This is a genomic window from Flavobacterium pisciphilum (genome assembly GCF_020905345.1).
GTDB classification, from domain to species: Bacteria; Bacteroidota; Bacteroidia; order Flavobacteriales; family Flavobacteriaceae; genus Flavobacterium; species Flavobacterium pisciphilum.
Window position 1 is genome coordinate 4,727,709 of record NZ_JAJJMO010000001.1, and the last position, 18,399, is coordinate 4,746,107.

Here is an 18,399-nt window from a genome sequence, read left to right on the forward strand (position 1 = left end):
AACCAAAAATGAATAACGCTCACAATCCTATTGCTGTAAGGGTCGAAAATATTCAAAAAATATGGAATAAAACTAGAACTGATAAGCCAAAAGCACGACTATTTAGTATGGTTTGTTTTACGGATGATTTTCCTTTGGTAGATGGTTTTATTCGATTGGAGTCTTCAGCATACGGTAAGTCTGATGATTCATTCGTTGCTTTTGGGTTTGATTTTTATGACAAGAAAGCTTTTTACACCACCATTATTGAACAATGGATCGTAACGTTTGAAGAAGATTTGAAAAAAAATCCAAGTTGGAATTGGGAAGATTTTACCACTTTTAGAGAAGTACTACCAGAAATTGAGAAACTTAGTATAGCGAATCTTAAAGATTTTTATATAAAAATGCTGGTAAGCTTTAAGAAATTTGAGGCTAAAACAGATAATCTTTTAATTGTTAGTTTTTTAATTAAAAAAGTTAGTGATCCAGATTTATTAAAAGAAAGTATAAAAGAGCTTTCGGTTTTGTTACCAGCAGATATTGGATTCTTGTTTATTGATTACCAAGAAAGACAATTGTATAAAGAAATGATTACCTCAGTAAAGGAAAAAGGAATCATTATTGAAATTCCAAATCAAGATATTAATAAGGCGTATAAAGAAATAGCTACCCAAGGTAATCCAAACGACCCACAACTGAGATATAGAAAATGCTTGTTTGAAATTGGGGAAGCCGCAAAAGCTAAAAAACAAGGGAAAGTAAAAAAACTAGGAAAGGTACTTATTGATATAAGTAAGAGTACAGGGGAGACTAGTTTTTGGGCCTCTTCTTATCTTATTTATGCTAGTTTTTTATTTCAATTTAAAGATGAAAAAGAGCTTATTCATGAACTGTTAGATAAAGGAATAAAAATAACAACTCCATTTTATAAGGAGAAAGAAGATATTGCTGGGATTTTATTGCAATTATTAGCATACAAAGGTTCCCATTATAGTATTACAGGAAAAATAGATTCTGCTATATATTATTTTTTAAAGCAAGTAGCTGTAGCTAAAGAAATTGAGCAAGAAATGCAAGTTATTAATGGCTATAATTATGCTTTATTATTGGCTGCAAAAAAGAGAGATGGGCAATATACTGAAATTTTAAATGATGCTTTTGAGTATGGATACGCTTTGGATGATACAACTCTCAAAATTATCAATTTCACCTTTATTGCAAATAGTTATTTAGAGAATGATCCCAAAATCGATTATTCAGAAAAAGAAGCTATTGACGACAGAATGATAAGCATTTTTGGAGAAAGCTGGCGCGACAATCCGCGACAAATTGCAAAACAGATACAAGAGGAATACCAATTAAGTAATACCTACTAATTATGTTATTAACCGATAATCATTTAACCATTGTGGTGGGTATCGATATCCACTTTACTACTTTACCTCCATTTAACCCATTTCACCCTTATATAGGTATTGTAATAGATCCCTTTGATTATGTACCCTATTTAGGGACTAGTGTACACGTAAATGGATTCAAACGAGGGAACTCTGATACCAGTGGGATTATAATCCCACTAGTTCATATTCCGCTTTTCACACCGCCTTGGCTTATGACACCGATTATCGGTCATGAGAGCATGAATTTTTTCGCCTCACAAACCGTTTTTTCCGACAGTACCCGAATGAGTCCCAAAGGACATATGTTGATGACCTGTAATGATATTGGGATTCCGCTTTCCATGAGTCTAGGAAAAACCAAAGTAGGAAAAAAAATGATTCCTTTTGCTCCAACATTATTTGCTCCAACCTCTTTTTCATTGCCAATCCCCACAGGTAAACCCGTTATGGTTGGAGGACCTTATCCGCCAGATTGGGGTGGAATGTTAACTGGATTAGCAGCCAGTATCGGATTTAGTACGCTGATGAAAGTGGGGAAAAAAGCATTCAATAAATTCCTTAAAGGAGCTATTGGACCTAACAAACTCAGCAAACTATTGTGTAAGGCAGGGTTTGAACCTATAAATCTTATCAATGGAGCTGTAATATATGAAGGTAGCGACTTTGATATAGCCAGCCCTATACCATTAAATTGGGAACGAGCCTGGTACTCCGATTCAAAATACAAAGGTTGGCTTGGACACGGTGTGCATAGTGTATATGACCGAGCAGTAGAATTATACCCAGAAGATGAAGCTTTAGGACTGCGTATGGATGACGGAAGAGTTGTAGCTTTTCCAGCCTTACTACTCGATGAAGAGTTTTACTTGCGCCAAGAAAAAACAACCCTAAAAAGAATCCAAGAAGGGTATCAAGCCTACGATCATAAAAGCAAGCTATTTTATAATTTCACTTTATTTAATGGTAAAAAATACCAACTTACCCAAATAGCCAACCACGATGGATTAGCTGTTGATTTTGAATTTACAGGTTATCACCTAAGTAAAATTACAGATGCATCTGGTAGAGAAATAAAAGTAAGTACTAAAGACGGATTTATCCAAAAATTAGAAATTGTAGCTCCAGAGCAAGACGAATTACTAGTAGCTTATGAGTACGATCAGCACAATAATATGACAGCTATTATAGATGCGCTGGGTAAACCAACTTGTATTGAGTATGAAAACCATTTAATGGTAAAGAAAACGGATCGTAATGGACAAGCCTTTTATTGGGAATATGATAAACAAGACAAGTGTATTCATACTTGGGGCGACGGTGGTTGGCAAGAAGGTTGGATAGAATACCATACAGCAGAAGGCTATAATCTGGTAACAGATGCCAACGGAGCAGAAACAACTTATTATTATGAGCCAAACCAACTCGTAACCCAAGAGCAAGACCCTATGGGGAACAGTATTTTTTATGACTATACTGAGTTCATGGAATTGTACCGAGAAATCGACCAAGAAGGGCGAATCACGGGATACAATTACGATGATATGGGGAATGAAATAGGTACAACCTATCCCGATGGTACAGAAGAAATGATGTTGTACGATGATGAGAATCGTCCGTCGATAGCTATCGATCCTGAAGGACAGAAAACAATCTATTTGTATTACAAAGACAAAGCGCATCAGCTAAAAACTATCATTGCACCTGATAAAACGAGTACTCATTTTACCTACAACAAAAAAGGACTATTGGCAAGCGTTGCCAAAAACACTAATAAGCTACAATTAGTTTACGACCAGCAGCACAATCTTATTGAATGGCGTGAAAACGACCAAAAGCTAAAATCTTGGGAGTATAACCATCGAGGGCGTGTACAAGCGATATACACTCCAATGCAAATGGCGGACTATTTTAGCTATGATGCCTTAGATAGAGTGCAACAAATTGTAGAGAAAGATAGTAATGTTATACAATTTAGTTATAATAATTATGATGAAGTAGTAGCTTTAAAAGACAGAAAAAATAATATCAAGTTTAGTTATACCCCACTGGGAAGTCTTGCCACAAGAGAGCAAAACGGTGTAAAAGTGAGTTTTGACTACGACAAGATGGAATATCTTACTAGTATAAAAAATGAAAATAACGAAAGTTATTATTTTGGACGAAACAAAGCAGGTTACATCATACGCGAAACAGCATTTGATGGACTTGTAAAAAAATACAATCGAAACCTTGCGGGTGAAGTAACCAAAATAGATCATGGAGGCGGAAAAAATACTGAATATGAGCAAGATGCTTTAGGACGTGTAACTAGAGTTGATTACCACGATGGCACTTGGGATACCTATACCTATAACAAAAACGGACAATTAGTAGAAGCTACAAATCAAAATGTAAGCATCTACTTAGAGCGTGATGCAAACGGACGCATCACCAAAGAAACTCAAAAACAACAGCTTGATTCCAATGAGAATGGGATTACGCTAACGTCTACTTATAATGCTTTAGGACAACGTACCAACATAAGTACTAGTTTAGGAGCAGATGTAAATACTCATTACAATAGTAAAGGACTATTACAGCGTATTGAAGCGCAAAGTAATGAACTTAAAGAGCAACACCAAGCTTGGGAAACGACCTTAAAACGAGATGAATTAGGACGCGAAATAGAACGATATGCTACAGGAGGGCTAAACATAAAAACGAGCTACAATAGTAGTGGCAAGCAAAAAGAGCAAGAGGTATTTGCTAATGGAAAACGTACTGGTTCTCGTTATTACAATTGGGATACGAATCAGCAATTGCGTAGTGTGGTGAATCAAATGACCAATAGCATGACCTTTTTTGATTATGATGATTTTGGTAACTTAGCTAAGGCAGATTATGACGGCAAAGGAGAATTATACAAAACTCCTGATGCAGTAGGTAATTTATACAAAACTCAAGACTGTAATGATCGTAAATATGGCAAAGGAGGAAAACTTTTGCAGGATGAAAAATACCATTACAAATACGACGAACTTGGAAATTTGATACACAAAAGTTCTAGGAATATAAATGAACCACTACAATTTGAAGAGCCAACCAATTGGATAGATAAACTAGCTGGTAACAAAATAGAAGAGAACAGATTACAGCAAGAGCATGAGCAGTGGCAACAAGGTGACACCGTTTATACTTGGCTTGCTAACGGAATGTTAGAAAGCGTGCAAAACTCAAACGGTAAAGTTGTGAGTTTTGAATATGATGCGCTGGGAAGACGTACTGCAAAAATTGCAAACAAAGAAATAAAACGTTATTTTTGGGACGGTAACGTTCTTATCCACGAATGGAAATACAATCTAAAAGATAGACCAAAACTGATAGTTGTTGAAGGTGACTTAGTTTATGACAAGTCTGAACCAGTTGAAAATTTGATAACTTGGGTGTATGAGGAAGGCTCCTTTGTGCCAAGTGCCAAAATAATTGGAGATGCAAAGTATAGTATTATTAACGATTACATTGGACGTCCTATACAAGCTTATTCACAAACTGGTGAATTAATTTGGGAGGCAGATTATGATATTTATGGTAGTCTAAAAGATTTGAAAGGGGATAGGGAATTTATTCCCTTTAGGCAATTAGGACAATATGAAGACATTGAAACTGGGCTTTATTATAATAGATTTAGGTATTATAATTCTGAAACTGGAATCTATTTGAGTCAAGACCCAATTGGATTATTAGGAGGTAGTGCTCTTTATGCATATGTTCATGATTGCAATAATTGGGTTGATGTATTTGGACTAAATCCTTATATCTTTAGCGAAGAATTATCAAAGATTGCTCAAGAAGCTCATAATGTATTGTTAGAACCGGGTAAATCACCAAGAGGATTTAATAATAGTACTGTTTCTGTGGCAAAAGTTGATGTTAACGGAGTTTCTACTTTATATGCTTCTGGAAATGGTGCAAGTTTATCACCCGCACAAAGAACTAAATTAATAGAATTAGGTGTTCCTGAAGAAAATATTTTTAGTGGTAAAAAATTTAAAGAATTTATAGATGGTGATAAAGGAGCATTAACTAAACTTTCGAATCATGCTGAAAGGGTTGTTGAACGTAATATACCTAAAGGTGCTTCAATTAAAGAATGGGGTATATCTTGGGCATCTAAACAAAAAAATGAAATGTGTAGTAATTGTAAAACCCATTTTGGGTGTAATTAATAGTTTAAAATGAAACATCAAGAATATATATTAATTGTAAAAGAAAAAGTATCATTATTGAATCAAGACAGTCTTTTGTTTTGGGATTTATGGTGTTTAAATTATGTGTTTGAAAAAATAAACAATAAAAATTATTCTTTTTATGCTGATATTGAAAAGAGTTATAAATTATTATGGGATTATAATGATAAAATAAATAATAACTTTGATATTATATTAAATGACAAAAGTGTAAATAACATTATTAATTTTGATAATGATGAATTTGAAGATTTAGATGAATTTGATATTGAAGAAAAAGCTATTCAAGAAATGATAGTTGGATTAGAAAGTATTTTATTAAATTTTAAAGAGCATTTTAAATTAATTTATAATGCATATGAAAACCCTATAAATGTAATCGATGTTGAAATCGATGGAATTTTAATTTCAAAAGATAATGAAAATGAAATTTATTTAAATGAAATTAATTCACAAATAAAGCTTTTAGATGATTTAAATAGTAATGTGAGAAATTATACTTTTAAAGAAAAAAATATTTATAGGTAAAAAGATGGATATAAAAAGAAGCAATGTGTCAAATGCATTTGTATATAGTTTTGTAATCAAATATCTCATTCTTTTAAACATAAAAGAAAATAATATCATTCGATTTGTTTTTTTTAATCATCAAAATTCAAACAAATGAATCTGAATTTATTAAGAGACAAATTTTATACTACATTCCAAGATTATTGGAAAAGAAATTTTTTTAATAAAATTAAAAATTATGAAAATAAAAGAAATATATGAATCGAAAGATGATGATAAAGTTGAATTAATAAATAGTTTAAATTTTGATGATTATGAAGATAAATGGGATTTAATTTTAGAAGTGATTCAAGATGAAAATGAATATGATTTAGCTAGAATAGAAGCTCTTAAAGTTATAGAAATAGCAAAGATTCCTAAAATAGTAGTAGAGGAACTATGTAATATAGTTGTTAATTTGTTAAAAAATGAGAATGATTATGATGTAAGAAATTATGTGTTTATCGCTTCAAGAAATTTAATTAATTATAGTATTGAAATTAAAAATTGCATTAATGAAATTATATTGTCACAAGAGGAAGATATTGATATAAGACATAATGCATATTCTGCTATTCTAAAAATTGTAGATCAAGCGGACAAAATAAAAATCTTAAATTCATTATTAGATGATAATGTTTTTTCTAAGTATGCGAAAAAAGATATAAACTAAGCGTTGGGTAAATGTATTTGAGTTATCGACTAGTGTTTTTATTTATAATGTACGTGTTGGATAAGAATGGTCATTAAAATAAAACTAATAAGCCTTGCTTTAAAGCGAGGCTTATTAGTTTAATAAATAGTTTTCAATACAAACTATTTTAGGGAATATAGAAAAATGTGAATGTTAAATAGTACACAAAGATAGTCTAAGGTACTAAGTATAGTATTATTAATGATTATATAGGTCGTCCAGTATAAGCTTACAATGAGATTGGAGAGTTAATTTGGGAAATAGATTATGATATTTATGGTTGCTTACGTAACTTAAAAGGCAATAGAGATTTTATTCCTTTTTAGACAGTTAGGTCAATATGAGGATATAGAAACAGGATTGTATTACAACAGATTTAGGTATTATAATCCTGATGCGGGAATGTATATTAGTCAAGACCCTATTAGGCTTTTAGGAGGAAATGATTTATATGCCTATGTAATGGATTCGAATGGTCGAGTTGATAAATTTGGGTGGTATTCAGATTTGTTAGGAAGCGGTATGGGACATCATCTTATGCCTAGATCTGTAGCAAATAAATTAGAAATTACTGAATTAGCTCAAAAAAATTCCATTGCTTGGTATCCCAATGATGGAGCAAATACTGCTGTTTTGCATGGAGAGATGCATACAAATCTTATAGATGAAGGTGTGCCTTATCATGGTTCTAAATTTACTGGAACGGCTGATGATTTCTTTGAAAAAGGAGCAAAAGCTTATAAGGATATTGATACTAAGGGATATATGAAAATACCTGGAACAGATGATATTCTATTTGAAAATATGACCCCTGGTGAAGCATTGGATAAATTAAAAGAATTATATAACGACAAAAAAATACCTTGTAAATAATATTATTATGTTAGAAAAAAAATTAACTATAACTGATTATGGCATATACATAATGTCATTAGATAAATTGCTAGCTTTCTTAAAAGAAAATAAAATAAAAAGTAAAAAAATATTAGACGTTTTTCAAAAAAATCATGAATTATATCTAAAATCGTTGCAAGAAGGTATTTGGATTCCTATTGTTCCTATTGAATCAACGAAATATATTGTTAATTCTGAAAGTGACATTTATTTCACAAATGGATGGGAAAGAAAATTTAAATATGAAAATTTTAATCTTGAAATAAGTAATAATACTTTCTGGGTTGGATCATTTGGAAGTTTATTAAATTTAAATGTTGAGCAATTTGTAAATTCGACAGATGCAAGTATATCATATCAAACACTTGATGGAGTTACTTTATTTAAATCCTTTAAATTTAATTTAGACAGCGGCAAATATCTAGTAAATATATTAGGATATAAGAGAAAAGAAACACTTGAATATCCTGAAGCTAATTTTGGTTACTCATTTGAGTTTAAAAAGGTAGAAGAATTTAATGGTTATATGGACCCTAGAGAAGATGATAAGTATTTATTTAATTTATCAAAATATTAAGAGAGTCATTGGAAATGTTTAAAATACCTTTTTTGTAAAAAAGCATAAAGTTTTAATTTTTGAGACATACTATTTAAAGAATATATGACAACTTTCGAGTTGTCATTGTTGTTTTGAGTAGTAACATTCTTATTCACGAATGGAAATATGATTTAAAAGATCGACCTAAATTAATTGTTGTTGAGGATGACTTAGTATATGACAAACATGAACCAATTGAAAATCTGATTACTTGGGTGTATCAAGAAGGTTCTTTTGTACCAAGTGCTAAGATTATTGAAGGTGCTAAGTATAGCATTATTAATGATTATATTGGTCGTCCAATACAAGTTTATAGTGAGGTTGGACAGTTAGTTTGGGAAACGGATTACGATATCTATGGAGGCTTAAAAGATTTGAAAGGGGATTGAAACCTAATCCCCTTTAGACAACTTGGGCAGTATGAGGATGTAGAAACTGGATTGTACTATAACCGTTTTAGGTATTATAATAGTGAAACTGGATTATACTTATCTCAGGGTCCGATTGGGCTCGCTGGAAATAATCCAACATTGTATGGGTATGTAAGAGATAGCAATAAAAAAGTAGATATTTTTGGATTACAATCTAATTCCGCTTTGTTAGGGTCAAACTTAGGTGCTGCTCTGCTCTAATCATGCAGCACATCATATAGTGATGACTGGAACTCAAAATACAAAAATGAATTCATTAGTTACTCAAATGCAAGCTCATGGAATTAATATTGATGGGGATACTAATGGTATATGGATACCTGTAAAGGATGTTGATAAGGAGCCATTAGGTGCAGATATTTCTCATCAACAAGATGGTTTACATGGTAATGACTATAAAGATGAAATATACGATAGGTTAAATGGAAAAAACAAGGCAGATTTTGAAACTGAATTAGCTAATATTAAACAGGAGTTAGAAGCCGGAAGGACTTGGGAAACTGGAACAACTAAAAAACTTGGAAAGGCATGTCGATAATTGAAAATAATTATGAAATTATTAGGGATTTTTTTGAATTAAATAGGGAAACATTCGAAAAAAGAAAAGAAAAAATTAGTAGAAATCAATTTTCATTTGTGAATTGGAGTTCATCGTATTTAGAATTTTTTGCATATGAATATGAAATGAATCAGTTAAAGCCTCCTAAAATTTATAGAGAACTAAAGAGCAATTCAATATGTAATAATTATGTTGACGAAAAGTTAGTTTATGCTTTTAACTCTGAAAATGAGACATGGGGAAGTGTTTTTGTAGATTATAATGAGGATTGCAATGTTTGGTTTTTATTTTCAAGAAATTCTAAAGATGAAATGTGTTTAAAGCAAATTAAAGTTAAAGTTTTGGATAAAAATAAAACTAAAAAAATCTTGCTATACGTAATTAATGAAGATTTGGAAGAGGAAAGTTTATTTGTTGATTTATATGATTATAATCTTGAAGAACAAATCTCCAAGATAGAAAGACATGGATTTTACAAAAAGAGAGAGAGGTATTTACCTCTAAGAGAGTTTTTATTTAGTTATGATGATAAAAAAATAAAAATAAATTCAAAACAGCAAGCCTTGAATGGAGAAATTAGAGAAGTAAATATTTATGAAGGTAGAAAAAGGATTTAATCCTCTTGTTGGCGTAAGCATCTCGCTCATGAACTTCATCAAAATCAAAAATAACCATAAAAAAAACCGAGAAATTTCCTCGGTTTTGTTGTTTTATAAAAGAGTTTTAATGCAATTCATTTTACAGAATACAGGAAAATGTAAATATTTAATAGTGTGAAAAGATAGTTAAAGTACAAAGTATAGCATTATTAACAATTAATTGGTCGCCCAGTACAAGTTTATAGTGAGTTTGGATAAATTAGTTTGGGAAACGGATTATGATACTTATGGTGGTCTAAAAGATTTAAAAGGAGATAGGAAATTTATTCCTTTTAGACAACTCGTTCAGTATGAGGATACAGAGGCTTTGTTGTATTATAATCGTTTTCGATACTATAATCCTGATACGGGTTTGTATTTGAATCAAGATCCAATAAGATTATTAGGAGGAGATGCTTTATATTCATATGTCCACGACAGTAACGGTTGGGCTGATATTTTAGGGTTAGTAGATGCACCATTATCTTTGCCTGATAGTCCTAGTGTATATATTATTTCTAATGGATAGGAATCTTATGTAGGAAATTCTGGTTATGGAAAGCAAGGGATGAAGAAAAGAGTTTCTTCTACTAAGCATGTTGAGGCGCAGAATCTTTTGAACAAACCAGGGACTAAAGTTCAATACATAAATGTTGATTTTGGTACTGCGACAAGTGCAAGTGATAAGAATAATATTTTACGTCATTACGAAAATAGAGAAGCTCAAAAGGAGATTAAAAAAGGGCAAAAATTAAATAATAACACAGGTATACAAGATTCTAAAAAAAGAAAAGCAGTAGAAGATTTGATTGATTTAGAAGGAGCAAAAGCTAATAAAAGAAGAATAACATGCAAATAGAACAGATAAATAAACCGATGATATTTATAGAGAAAGGTAAATATTTTCAGAATTGGGAGGATAATCAATTTTGTATTGGAGATAAGGACATTTGTAAAACTTTTTTAAATGCGAAAAAAGTTTTATGGAAAATGAAACCAAAGACTGATGATTATTCAAATATTTTCTATTTAAGATTAAAACCTAATAAAGCGAATAAAAATGATGGATTTCCATCTTATATTATGGAACTTCCAAATCTTAAGCAACTAGATATTCCGATTTCATTTTTGGAACAAATTAATAAAGAAAATCTGCCTGAATGTGTAGAAACTTTAATAATAACTGCTAGTGATATCTATATATCTAATAAAAGTAATTATCCTCAGTTTCCAGAAACTGGATTTGAAAAAATAAAAGCATTAGTTCTAGACACTCCTCCTTGGTTAAATCTTGTTTTTAATGATATTTCTATCTCAGATAATAATTTTTCTAATCTTAAATATTTGAGTACAGGGATTGATAAAGAAGGTAATATATTAGAGCATATTAAAGATTTACAAAATTTAGAGTTTGTTGAAATTCATAATGTTGCGAATCATCAAATATTTGAATATTTGTCATATCGATTAAAATATATGTATTTGTCAGAAATGAAAAAAGATTTCTCTTTTGAAAAAATAGTATTATATAATGATGTTGAATTTTTAAACATAGCTCATTCACAGGCTGAAATAGATTGCGAATTATTTCTAAAATTGCCAAATTTAAAAGAAATTTATATTAGATCTTCTAAGAAAATAAAAAATATAGAAGCATTATTAGAATCTAAGAACTTATGTAGTTTAACTGTTATAGATTGTAATAATCCTTTTAAAAAAACAAACAGGAATTTGTTTGAAGACATATTTAATTATCTATTAAATATTGATTTTGCATAATAATGTTTTCAAGGTAGATGCAAGATTTTAGTTTGTATATATGATCAAAACAATAAACCCTATAAATTATTTAGGGTTTTATTATTTTAATTAACTACAAGAATAATTTTTTTGTTTCTTCTATTAAGATTATCAGAAAAGAAAAATTTTCAATAAAATTATAAATTATGAAAATATATAGTACTGCCCCAGAAGGAATTCAAATAACTGATTTATAGTAATATATTAAGGGATTTGAAGCGGGAATACATCTTCCAAGGGTTATAATCTTAGGAATAGACAATGTGCTGGGACCTGTGTAAGCAACTGGAATAAAAAAAAATGCAATGGTATAAGAAAGTTACACCAGCATCATTAGCTAAAAAAAATAAATCTTAAAGCTGTAAATAAAATGTCCAAATTATATATTTTATTAATTCTGTTAATTATAACTCCTATGATATATTTTTTCTTTAAACCTAAATTTCATATAAAATCTTATAATGAGAATCATAACAATCTAACATTAGAGGTTTATTCTAAATTTAAAAAATGTGGATTTATCAATATTAATAGTGAGAATATTGTTTATCAATATTCATTAGGATTATATGGAAAAAAAGGACTAATTGATTTAAGTAATGCTACTTTAGATTATCAGGATAATAAATTTTTGTTTAGTATTAAAGAGGGCAAAAATATTATTTCTATTGAATGTAGTAGGGATATATACAATGAATCGATTCTTTTTTTTAACAATAAGAATAAAATTAGAAATAGTCCCGACTACAAATCTAAAAGAGATTTATTCTTTAATAAATAAAGACAATATTTAGAATCTTTAATATTTGGAAAACTGCATGAAAAGTCGACTCTTTCTGATGTGAGTGTCCAAATTGTGAACACTACCAAATCATTTAATTGATTATAGACGTGGATATACGGATAGCATAGTAATATTAACTCTATTTTTACTAAATTTATTAATAATTTAGAAAATGATGATGTATAAAATTTCCTTGTTGACATGAGGATTGGACTTGTGAACACAATCAAAATAATAATAAATGAAAATTTACAGTACAGCACCAGAAGGAAATCAGATGGCTGATTTAGAACCAGCTCGTTATTTTAATTTAGCGATACAACAAATTCAAGAAGCAGAGGAGTGGCTTAGAACATCAGAGGAAGCTTGTCAAGCTTTATTGGTGCATTTAGATGCTTTTGTATATTTAAGTAAAAGATATCCTGAAATGGCAAATAGAAGAGTAGCAAAATTAAATAGAAGTCAAATAAAAGAAACTTTTTATGCTTGGTTTGAAAGATGTGGAAAAAAAATACCTGCAAGTTTTAGAAATGGTATAAAAGAATCAGCAGATAACTTATTTTCTGAATTAGAAAAAATATAAAATATGTGTGAAGATATGAGCTGTGAGATAATTAAAAATAATAATAGATTTAGTTTATTAAATTATAATGGTTTTGACTCTTAATGAATGACTTTAAAAATGCGAAGATAAAATATCTTAGAAATGTAGAGATGTGATAAAAGTCAATGGTGATAATTTTTTTAAATAATTAGAATAATATGGATATAAATAGTTTTAAAGAATCAATAGAACCATTCTTTTGGGTAGAACATGAAAGCAATGTGTCTGTTTGCTTGAACGTAGGAGAATATAAAACTGAAATTTTTCAAGTAAGAGAAGATGAGGGATTTGAAGGAAATGGATATGATTGGGGTTCTTTAGCACAAATATTTTTAGAAGAACAAAAACCAGAACTAATCAATATTGTGAAATTTGATCCTGAAGGCAGTATGTTTTGTGCATATTCTTCGGATAGTGATGCATTAAAATCATTTATTGCTTCGTTCAAACAAGCTTGTGAAAATGAAACTTTAATTCAAGATTTGTTTTCAAGGGCTGAATTGGATTAGTAGTATCTAAATGAGGTTGTACTCGGGCTGAAGGAAAGAATAAATTTGAAATCTCAAAGGGGAAAGGGTATTTTTCAGATAGATAAGAAACTAAAAAAAAGCGCTAAGATAATCTTAGCGCTTTTTTATTATAAATATTCGATGTTATGATTTTGATCGTTTTCTCATTTTCATATTGATAAACTCTACAGCTAATGAAAACGAAATAGCAAAATATAAGTATCCTTTAGGTACTGCGCCTATATGCTCTCCAACTAGAGAGGCATTAGATAAATGCATACTTTCAGTAATTAACATAAAGCCAATTAGGATTAAAAAAGCAAGTCCTAAAATTTGTATTGAAGGATTTGCATTTACAAAATTCCCAACTGGAACTGCAAATAACATCATTACCATTACTGAAATAATAACAGCAGTAATCATAATAGTTAAAGCGCCTGTAACACCATTTGTCATTCCTACAGCAGTTAAAATAGAATCTACAGAAAAGATTAAATCGATTAGTAAAATTTGTACAATTACATTTGAAAACGACTTTTTTGCAACACCTTTCAGTGTTTGTTCTTCTTCACCTTTATGGTCTACTTTTTCACTTATTTCTTTAGTGCTTTTATAAATCAAGAATAATCCACCTCCTAATAATATCAAAGCTTGTCCTGTAAAATCAGCATTTAACCAACCCCAATTGATGCTAAAAACAGTTGCTTTCATTGCTATTAAGTACGAGATACCCATTAATAGAGCAATACGCATGAACATAGCTAAAAACAAACCTATTCGAGTCGCTTTTTTGCGATCTTCAGGAGGGAGTTTCCCAGTTACTATCGATATAAAAATGATATTGTCGATTCCTAAAATAATTTCAAGAAAAGTCAGTGTCAATAAGGCAATCCATGCATCAGGATTTAAAAATACTTCCATCTAAAAAAGGGTGTTAATTAAGGGGTGAAATTAGGGATAAAAATTAATCAATTCGGACAACAGTACCGCGTTGCTTTTGGTTTGAGCCAATCATTCCGAATTCAAAAGTATAAGAATCTTTGGTTGTGCTTAAAATTTTCATTCCGATAGCTTTTTCTTCGGCTTTATTTTTTGGGTGTTTCTTTTGTAGTACATATTCGCAATCACTTACCCAACGAATTGTTGCTGTATCGGTTTTACCTTCGTATGTTTCTATTTCAATATCATCTTTTCGTTCAAAAATAGTTGTTTTTTTTACTCCATCAACTTCGAATTCAAACTTGAATTTTCCAGTTTTAAAATCCTTGCAATTGTGTTCGGTATTGTAACAAGATGCTACAATAAGTAGTAAAGGGAGTAATAGTAATTTTTTCATAATAAATGATTTGTTTAATTTTTTTGGAGCTATTTAACTCCGTTAAATCTTTGACTCCCAAGTTAAACAGTACTCTTTTTTTATAAAGAGTTCTTTTGTTCTAATTAGGATGCTCAGATTTTGTATCATTGTGAGCAGAGTCAAAAGAATTTTGCTCAATCTGATAGAATATTATTTATTTTAATCTTTTTAACTCTTCGTCTGTAAAGTTCTTAATTTCTTTTTCTTGTGCAAACTTTGCAGCATTGTAACTATTAGATTCTTTTCTTGGGATTGATAGACTTTGCCAGCTACTATTTTTTAATTGTTTGGCATAGAATACAATTTGCCCCACATGATATGGATAATGTGCTAATTGCCTATTGATGGCTTCAATCACTGTATGGCCTTCATTTCGAATGTATATAATATCTGTTAGCTGATTAGGTTGTAAGCTGTTTAAAGCTTCAAAAAGGCATTTCCAGCCCTTTTCCCAAGCCACCATTACTTCATCTTTTGATTGTGAGTCATTTTCAAATTCTTCATCACGATTACGCCATTGTTTTTCACCATCGGTTGTTAAGAAATCGGTCCAACGCGAAAGCATATTGCCTGAGAGGTGTTTTACTATAGTAGCAATACTATTAGTGTCTTCATTTAAAGTAGTGAAAATTTGTTCGGGTTCGAGTTGGGCAATTGCTTTTTCGCCTAGGGTTTTATAGTATAAAAATTGTTTTTTTATACTTTCTAAATACGATTCGGATGCATTCATGATTATACAATTTTAATGTCATACTTATCTAAAAGTCCCAAAACACCTTCTGTTGAGAATTGTGCTTTTTTCATAGGATTAAACTCTGGATCTATTTTAAAATTATAGGCAGTTTTAAAATTTACGCCTGCCAATTGTGTTTCGTTAAAAATAGCTCCTTCTAGATTACAATTATCAAAAACCGAACTTGTTAAGTTGGTGCCAATAAAAGTAGTTTCTTTCATCGAACAGTTGATGAATTTTGTTTTCGGCATTTTTTTATTCGAAAATGAAGCATAGTCTAATGCAGATTCTTCAAAATACACTTGGAATAGAAAATCCTCACCTTCATTAAACGCAATTCCTAGGAGTTTACAATTCTTAAATGTTACATTTTTTAAGCTTGTGCCTTTTAGACTTGTCATTGATAAATTGCAATCGATAAATTCACAATCTAAAAAAGTATTGTAAGCAAAATTACTGTTAGAGAAATCGCAATTTTTAAATACACAATCTTCAAATTCGCGATTGTTTATTTTTTTATCAATATAGATAACCTTATCGAATGTTTTTTGAATATGAATTAAGCTATCCATTGTAGTCTTAGAATTTATTTTGAATTAAAAAAATTAGTCATTAAACAGGCCTCTCATAATTGTTTTTAGACCATAAAAGATTAAAAACATTCCAGCCAAACAAGCAATAATACCGATAGCAAGTACTAGGTAATGCCATACGTTTTGTTTGTTCATAAACGCATTGTATATTACTGAAGGGCCAATAAATAATAGGGGCAAAGAACCCGATAAATATTTAACTCCTTTTCCTATCAATTCTTTATTTGTTCCCATATTTTTTAATTTTCAGTTTCATGTCCTACAGAACGGATGTCACTTTTTACATATTATAATTTTCGATTGCTTTCCGTACACTTCCATATGTATGTAATAGTTCGGATGCTTGCTCGTATGAAACAGGAATTTCACCCATTATCATTTTTACTCCGCGGTCAACTAATTTGCTGTTGCTTAATTGCATATCGACCATTTTGTTGCCCTTTACTTTTCCGAGTTGTATCATGGCTGCAGTTGAAATCATATTAAGTACCAGTTTTTGTGCAGTTCCTGCTTTCATTCTGGAGCTTCCTGTAACAAATTCAGGTCCAACAACTACTTCTATAGGGAATTGTGCAGTTTGTGAAAGCGGGCTTTCGGCGTTACATGTTATGCATCCTGTGATAATGTTATTTTCATTACAACGTTCTAAACCTCCAATTACATAAGGTGTCGTTCCTGAGGCTGCAATTCCAATTACAACATCTTTTTCGGTGATGTTGTGTTTTTGTAAATCGATCCATGCTTGTTTTGCATCGTCTTCAGCATTTTCTACCGCCTGACGGATAGCTTTGTCTCCACCTGCAATGATTCCGTTTACTAAATCGAATGGAACACCAAAAGTAGGAGGACATTCCGATGCATCTACAATCGCTAAACGACCTGATGTACCTGCTCCTATATAAAATAAGCGCCCACCAAGTTTTAGTTTGGTTGCGATTTGAGCTACAAGAGCTTCTATTTGTGGAATTGCTTTTTCTACTGCAAAAGGAACTGTTTTGTCTTCCTGATTAATGTTAGTCAGTAAGTCATGTACAGACATTTTTTCCAGATGTTCATATTTTGAGGACTGCTCTGTGATTTTTGTAAATGTCATTTTGTTTTTTGAGGTTCTAAGTTACAAAGCACCAAAGTTACAAAGTTTTTCCTACTTAGTGTTAAACAATTCATGTGAAATAGAGCTAATTAGTTTAAAAAAATAGAGATGAAAAACAGAATATTTATTGTGTAAAGAATAGCTTTTTTGATTTTTAAGTTGCGTGAGGGATTGAGGCGGCATCCTTTTTTTGGAGGAACGAAAAAAAAGATATAGCCGAAAGCCCGACCCAAAGGGACACGTCCAGATTATATGAAATAAGCCAGTGCAATTCCGAAAATAATCATCGAAATCTTGGCAATATTAAATTTGTGTCCTTCGCTACTTTCAAAAATTATAGTTGATGAAATATGGAATAATATTCCGATTACAACTGCTGTAATTTCGGTGTGATAATCATTTAAGATTGGCAAATACTCAGATGCTATTGTTCCTAGTGGTGTCATGATTGCAAATGTTATCATAAATGCAAAAATGGCCTTTTTGTTAAGATGTGCATTAATAAAAAAGGTTGTTAAGATAATCGCAATTGGCAAGTGATGTATAGCAATACCTATAGCGATATCGTGATGATGGCTCACAGGGAATCCTTCTAGAAAAGCATGTATGCATAAACTGATGAAGAGTAACCATGGGATTTGAGACATTTTTGCGTGCCCATGTACGTGCCCATGTTCAGCACCTTTGGAAAAAAACTCTAGTATGATTTGGAATAAAATTCCAAGCATTATAAATAATCCAATATTATGGTTGTGCGATTCGTATACTTCCGGTAATAGATGCATTACTGTAAGCGATAGCAGAAATGATCCGCTAAATGCTAATAATAATTTAAGATTGGTTTTGTCTTTTGGTTTAAGAATCAATGCGACAATATATCCCAATAATACAGAAAGTAGTGGTAATAGATAATTCATTTAGTTTAATCGTTTTTTAGTTTCCTCCTTTAATATTG

At 30.7% G+C, this 18,399-nt stretch carries 23 protein-coding genes; 16 read left to right on the plus strand and 7 right to left on the minus strand.

What is annotated here, in order from left to right:
• Positions 1 to 8 precede the first annotated feature (8 nt).
• The 16 genes from LNQ49_RS20060 (at position 9) to LNQ49_RS20135 (ending at position 13,668) form a co-directional block, all read left to right on the plus strand.
• Positions 9 to 1,358 (plus strand): hypothetical protein, encoded by a 1,350-nt coding sequence (locus tag LNQ49_RS20060; protein WP_229990789.1) that lies wholly within the window; start codon positions 9 to 11, stop codon positions 1,356 to 1,358.
• A gap of 2 nt (positions 1,359 to 1,360) precedes the next feature.
• The gene (locus LNQ49_RS20065) at positions 1,361 to 5,587 is read left to right on the plus strand and encodes a DUF6531 domain-containing protein (RefSeq protein ID WP_229990790.1); all 4,227 of its coding nucleotides are present in this window, start codon (positions 1,361 to 1,363) and stop codon (positions 5,585 to 5,587) included.
• Positions 5,588 to 5,596: 9 nt separating this feature from the next.
• Positions 5,597 to 6,136, plus strand: coding sequence for a hypothetical protein (locus tag LNQ49_RS20070; protein ID WP_229990791.1), 540 nt, complete (start codon positions 5,597 to 5,599; stop codon positions 6,134 to 6,136).
• 220 nt (positions 6,137 to 6,356) lie between these two features.
• Positions 6,357 to 6,830, plus strand: a complete 474-nt coding sequence (locus LNQ49_RS20075; protein ID WP_229990792.1) for a hypothetical protein — start codon at positions 6,357 to 6,359, stop codon at positions 6,828 to 6,830.
• 381 nt (positions 6,831 to 7,211) lie between these two features.
• Positions 7,212 to 7,724, plus strand: a complete 513-nt coding sequence (locus LNQ49_RS20080; protein ID WP_229990793.1) for an RHS repeat-associated core domain-containing protein — start codon at positions 7,212 to 7,214, stop codon at positions 7,722 to 7,724.
• A gap of 7 nt (positions 7,725 to 7,731) precedes the next feature.
• A complete protein-coding gene (locus LNQ49_RS20085) occupies positions 7,732 to 8,322 on the plus strand; it encodes a hypothetical protein (RefSeq protein WP_229990794.1) in 591 nt (196 codons plus the stop codon).
• 113 nt (positions 8,323 to 8,435) lie between these two features.
• Entirely contained in the window at positions 8,436 to 8,732 is a 297-nt protein-coding gene (locus LNQ49_RS20090) for a hypothetical protein (protein ID WP_229990795.1), read from the plus strand.
• Between the two features lie 6 nt (positions 8,733 to 8,738).
• The gene (locus LNQ49_RS20095) at positions 8,739 to 8,975 is read left to right on the plus strand and encodes an RHS repeat-associated core domain-containing protein (protein ID WP_346432487.1); all 237 of its coding nucleotides are present in this window, start codon (positions 8,739 to 8,741) and stop codon (positions 8,973 to 8,975) included.
• Entirely contained in the window at positions 8,959 to 9,312 is a 354-nt protein-coding gene (locus LNQ49_RS20100) for an AHH domain-containing protein (RefSeq protein ID WP_346432476.1), read from the plus strand. Before LNQ49_RS20095 ends, LNQ49_RS20100 begins: the two co-directional genes overlap by 17 nt.
• Positions 9,303 to 9,950 carry a hypothetical protein gene (locus LNQ49_RS20105; RefSeq protein WP_229990798.1) on the plus strand — a complete coding sequence of 216 codons (648 nt, stop codon included), beginning with the start codon at positions 9,303 to 9,305 and terminating at the stop codon, positions 9,948 to 9,950. Before LNQ49_RS20100 ends, LNQ49_RS20105 begins: the two co-directional genes overlap by 10 nt.
• A 232-nt stretch (positions 9,951 to 10,182) precedes the next feature.
• A complete protein-coding gene (locus tag LNQ49_RS23280) occupies positions 10,183 to 10,500 on the plus strand; it encodes an RHS repeat-associated core domain-containing protein (protein WP_305070225.1) in 318 nt (105 codons plus the stop codon).
• A gap of 39 nt (positions 10,501 to 10,539) precedes the next feature.
• Complete coding sequence (locus LNQ49_RS20115) at positions 10,540 to 10,830, plus strand: hypothetical protein (RefSeq protein WP_229990799.1); 291 nt, start codon at positions 10,540 to 10,542, stop codon at positions 10,828 to 10,830.
• Positions 10,821 to 11,750 (plus strand): hypothetical protein, encoded by a 930-nt coding sequence (locus tag LNQ49_RS20120; RefSeq protein ID WP_229990800.1) that lies wholly within the window; start codon positions 10,821 to 10,823, stop codon positions 11,748 to 11,750. Before LNQ49_RS20115 ends, LNQ49_RS20120 begins: the two co-directional genes overlap by 10 nt.
• A 436-nt stretch (positions 11,751 to 12,186) precedes the next feature.
• Positions 12,187 to 12,552: a hypothetical protein gene (locus tag LNQ49_RS20125; RefSeq protein ID WP_229990801.1), complete on the plus strand. Its 366-nt coding sequence runs from the start codon at positions 12,187 to 12,189 to the stop codon at positions 12,550 to 12,552.
• A 244-nt stretch (positions 12,553 to 12,796) separates the two neighbouring features.
• Entirely contained in the window at positions 12,797 to 13,138 is a 342-nt protein-coding gene (locus LNQ49_RS20130) for a hypothetical protein (protein WP_229990802.1), read from the plus strand.
• Between the two features lie 179 nt (positions 13,139 to 13,317).
• Entirely contained in the window at positions 13,318 to 13,668 is a 351-nt protein-coding gene (locus LNQ49_RS20135) for an immunity 51 family protein (protein ID WP_229990803.1), read from the plus strand.
• Positions 13,669 to 13,812: 144 nt separating this feature from the next.
• Here the strand turns inward: LNQ49_RS20135 and LNQ49_RS20140 are convergent, their stop codons facing one another.
• From LNQ49_RS20140 to LNQ49_RS20170, 7 genes are all read right to left on the minus strand, one after another.
• The gene (locus tag LNQ49_RS20140; RefSeq protein WP_229990804.1) at positions 13,813 to 14,589 is read right to left on the minus strand and encodes a TerC family protein; all 777 of its coding nucleotides are present in this window, start codon (positions 14,587 to 14,589) and stop codon (positions 13,813 to 13,815) included.
• Positions 14,590 to 14,632: 43 nt separating this feature from the next.
• Positions 14,633 to 15,004 carry a DNA topoisomerase IV gene (locus LNQ49_RS20145; RefSeq protein ID WP_229990805.1) on the minus strand — a complete coding sequence of 124 codons (372 nt, stop codon included), beginning with the start codon at positions 15,002 to 15,004 and terminating at the stop codon, positions 14,633 to 14,635.
• 175 nt (positions 15,005 to 15,179) lie between these two features.
• Entirely contained in the window at positions 15,180 to 15,755 is a 576-nt protein-coding gene (locus tag LNQ49_RS20150; protein WP_229990806.1) for a DUF1572 domain-containing protein, read from the minus strand.
• 2 nt (positions 15,756 to 15,757) lie between these two features.
• Complete coding sequence (locus LNQ49_RS20155; RefSeq protein ID WP_229990807.1) at positions 15,758 to 16,330, minus strand: pentapeptide repeat-containing protein; 573 nt, start codon at positions 16,328 to 16,330, stop codon at positions 15,758 to 15,760.
• Positions 16,331 to 16,363: 33 nt separating this feature from the next.
• Positions 16,364 to 16,585: a DUF6095 family protein gene (locus LNQ49_RS20160; protein WP_229990808.1), complete on the minus strand. Its 222-nt coding sequence runs from the start codon at positions 16,583 to 16,585 to the stop codon at positions 16,364 to 16,366.
• Positions 16,586 to 16,631: 46 nt separating this feature from the next.
• Positions 16,632 to 17,444, minus strand: coding sequence for an N-acetylmuramic acid 6-phosphate etherase (gene murQ, locus LNQ49_RS20165; RefSeq protein ID WP_229990809.1), 813 nt, complete (start codon positions 17,442 to 17,444; stop codon positions 16,632 to 16,634).
• Between the two features lie 248 nt (positions 17,445 to 17,692).
• Positions 17,693 to 18,361, minus strand: coding sequence for a ZIP family metal transporter (locus tag LNQ49_RS20170; protein ID WP_229990810.1), 669 nt, complete (start codon positions 18,359 to 18,361; stop codon positions 17,693 to 17,695).
• Between the last annotated feature and the right edge of the window lie 38 nt (positions 18,362 to 18,399).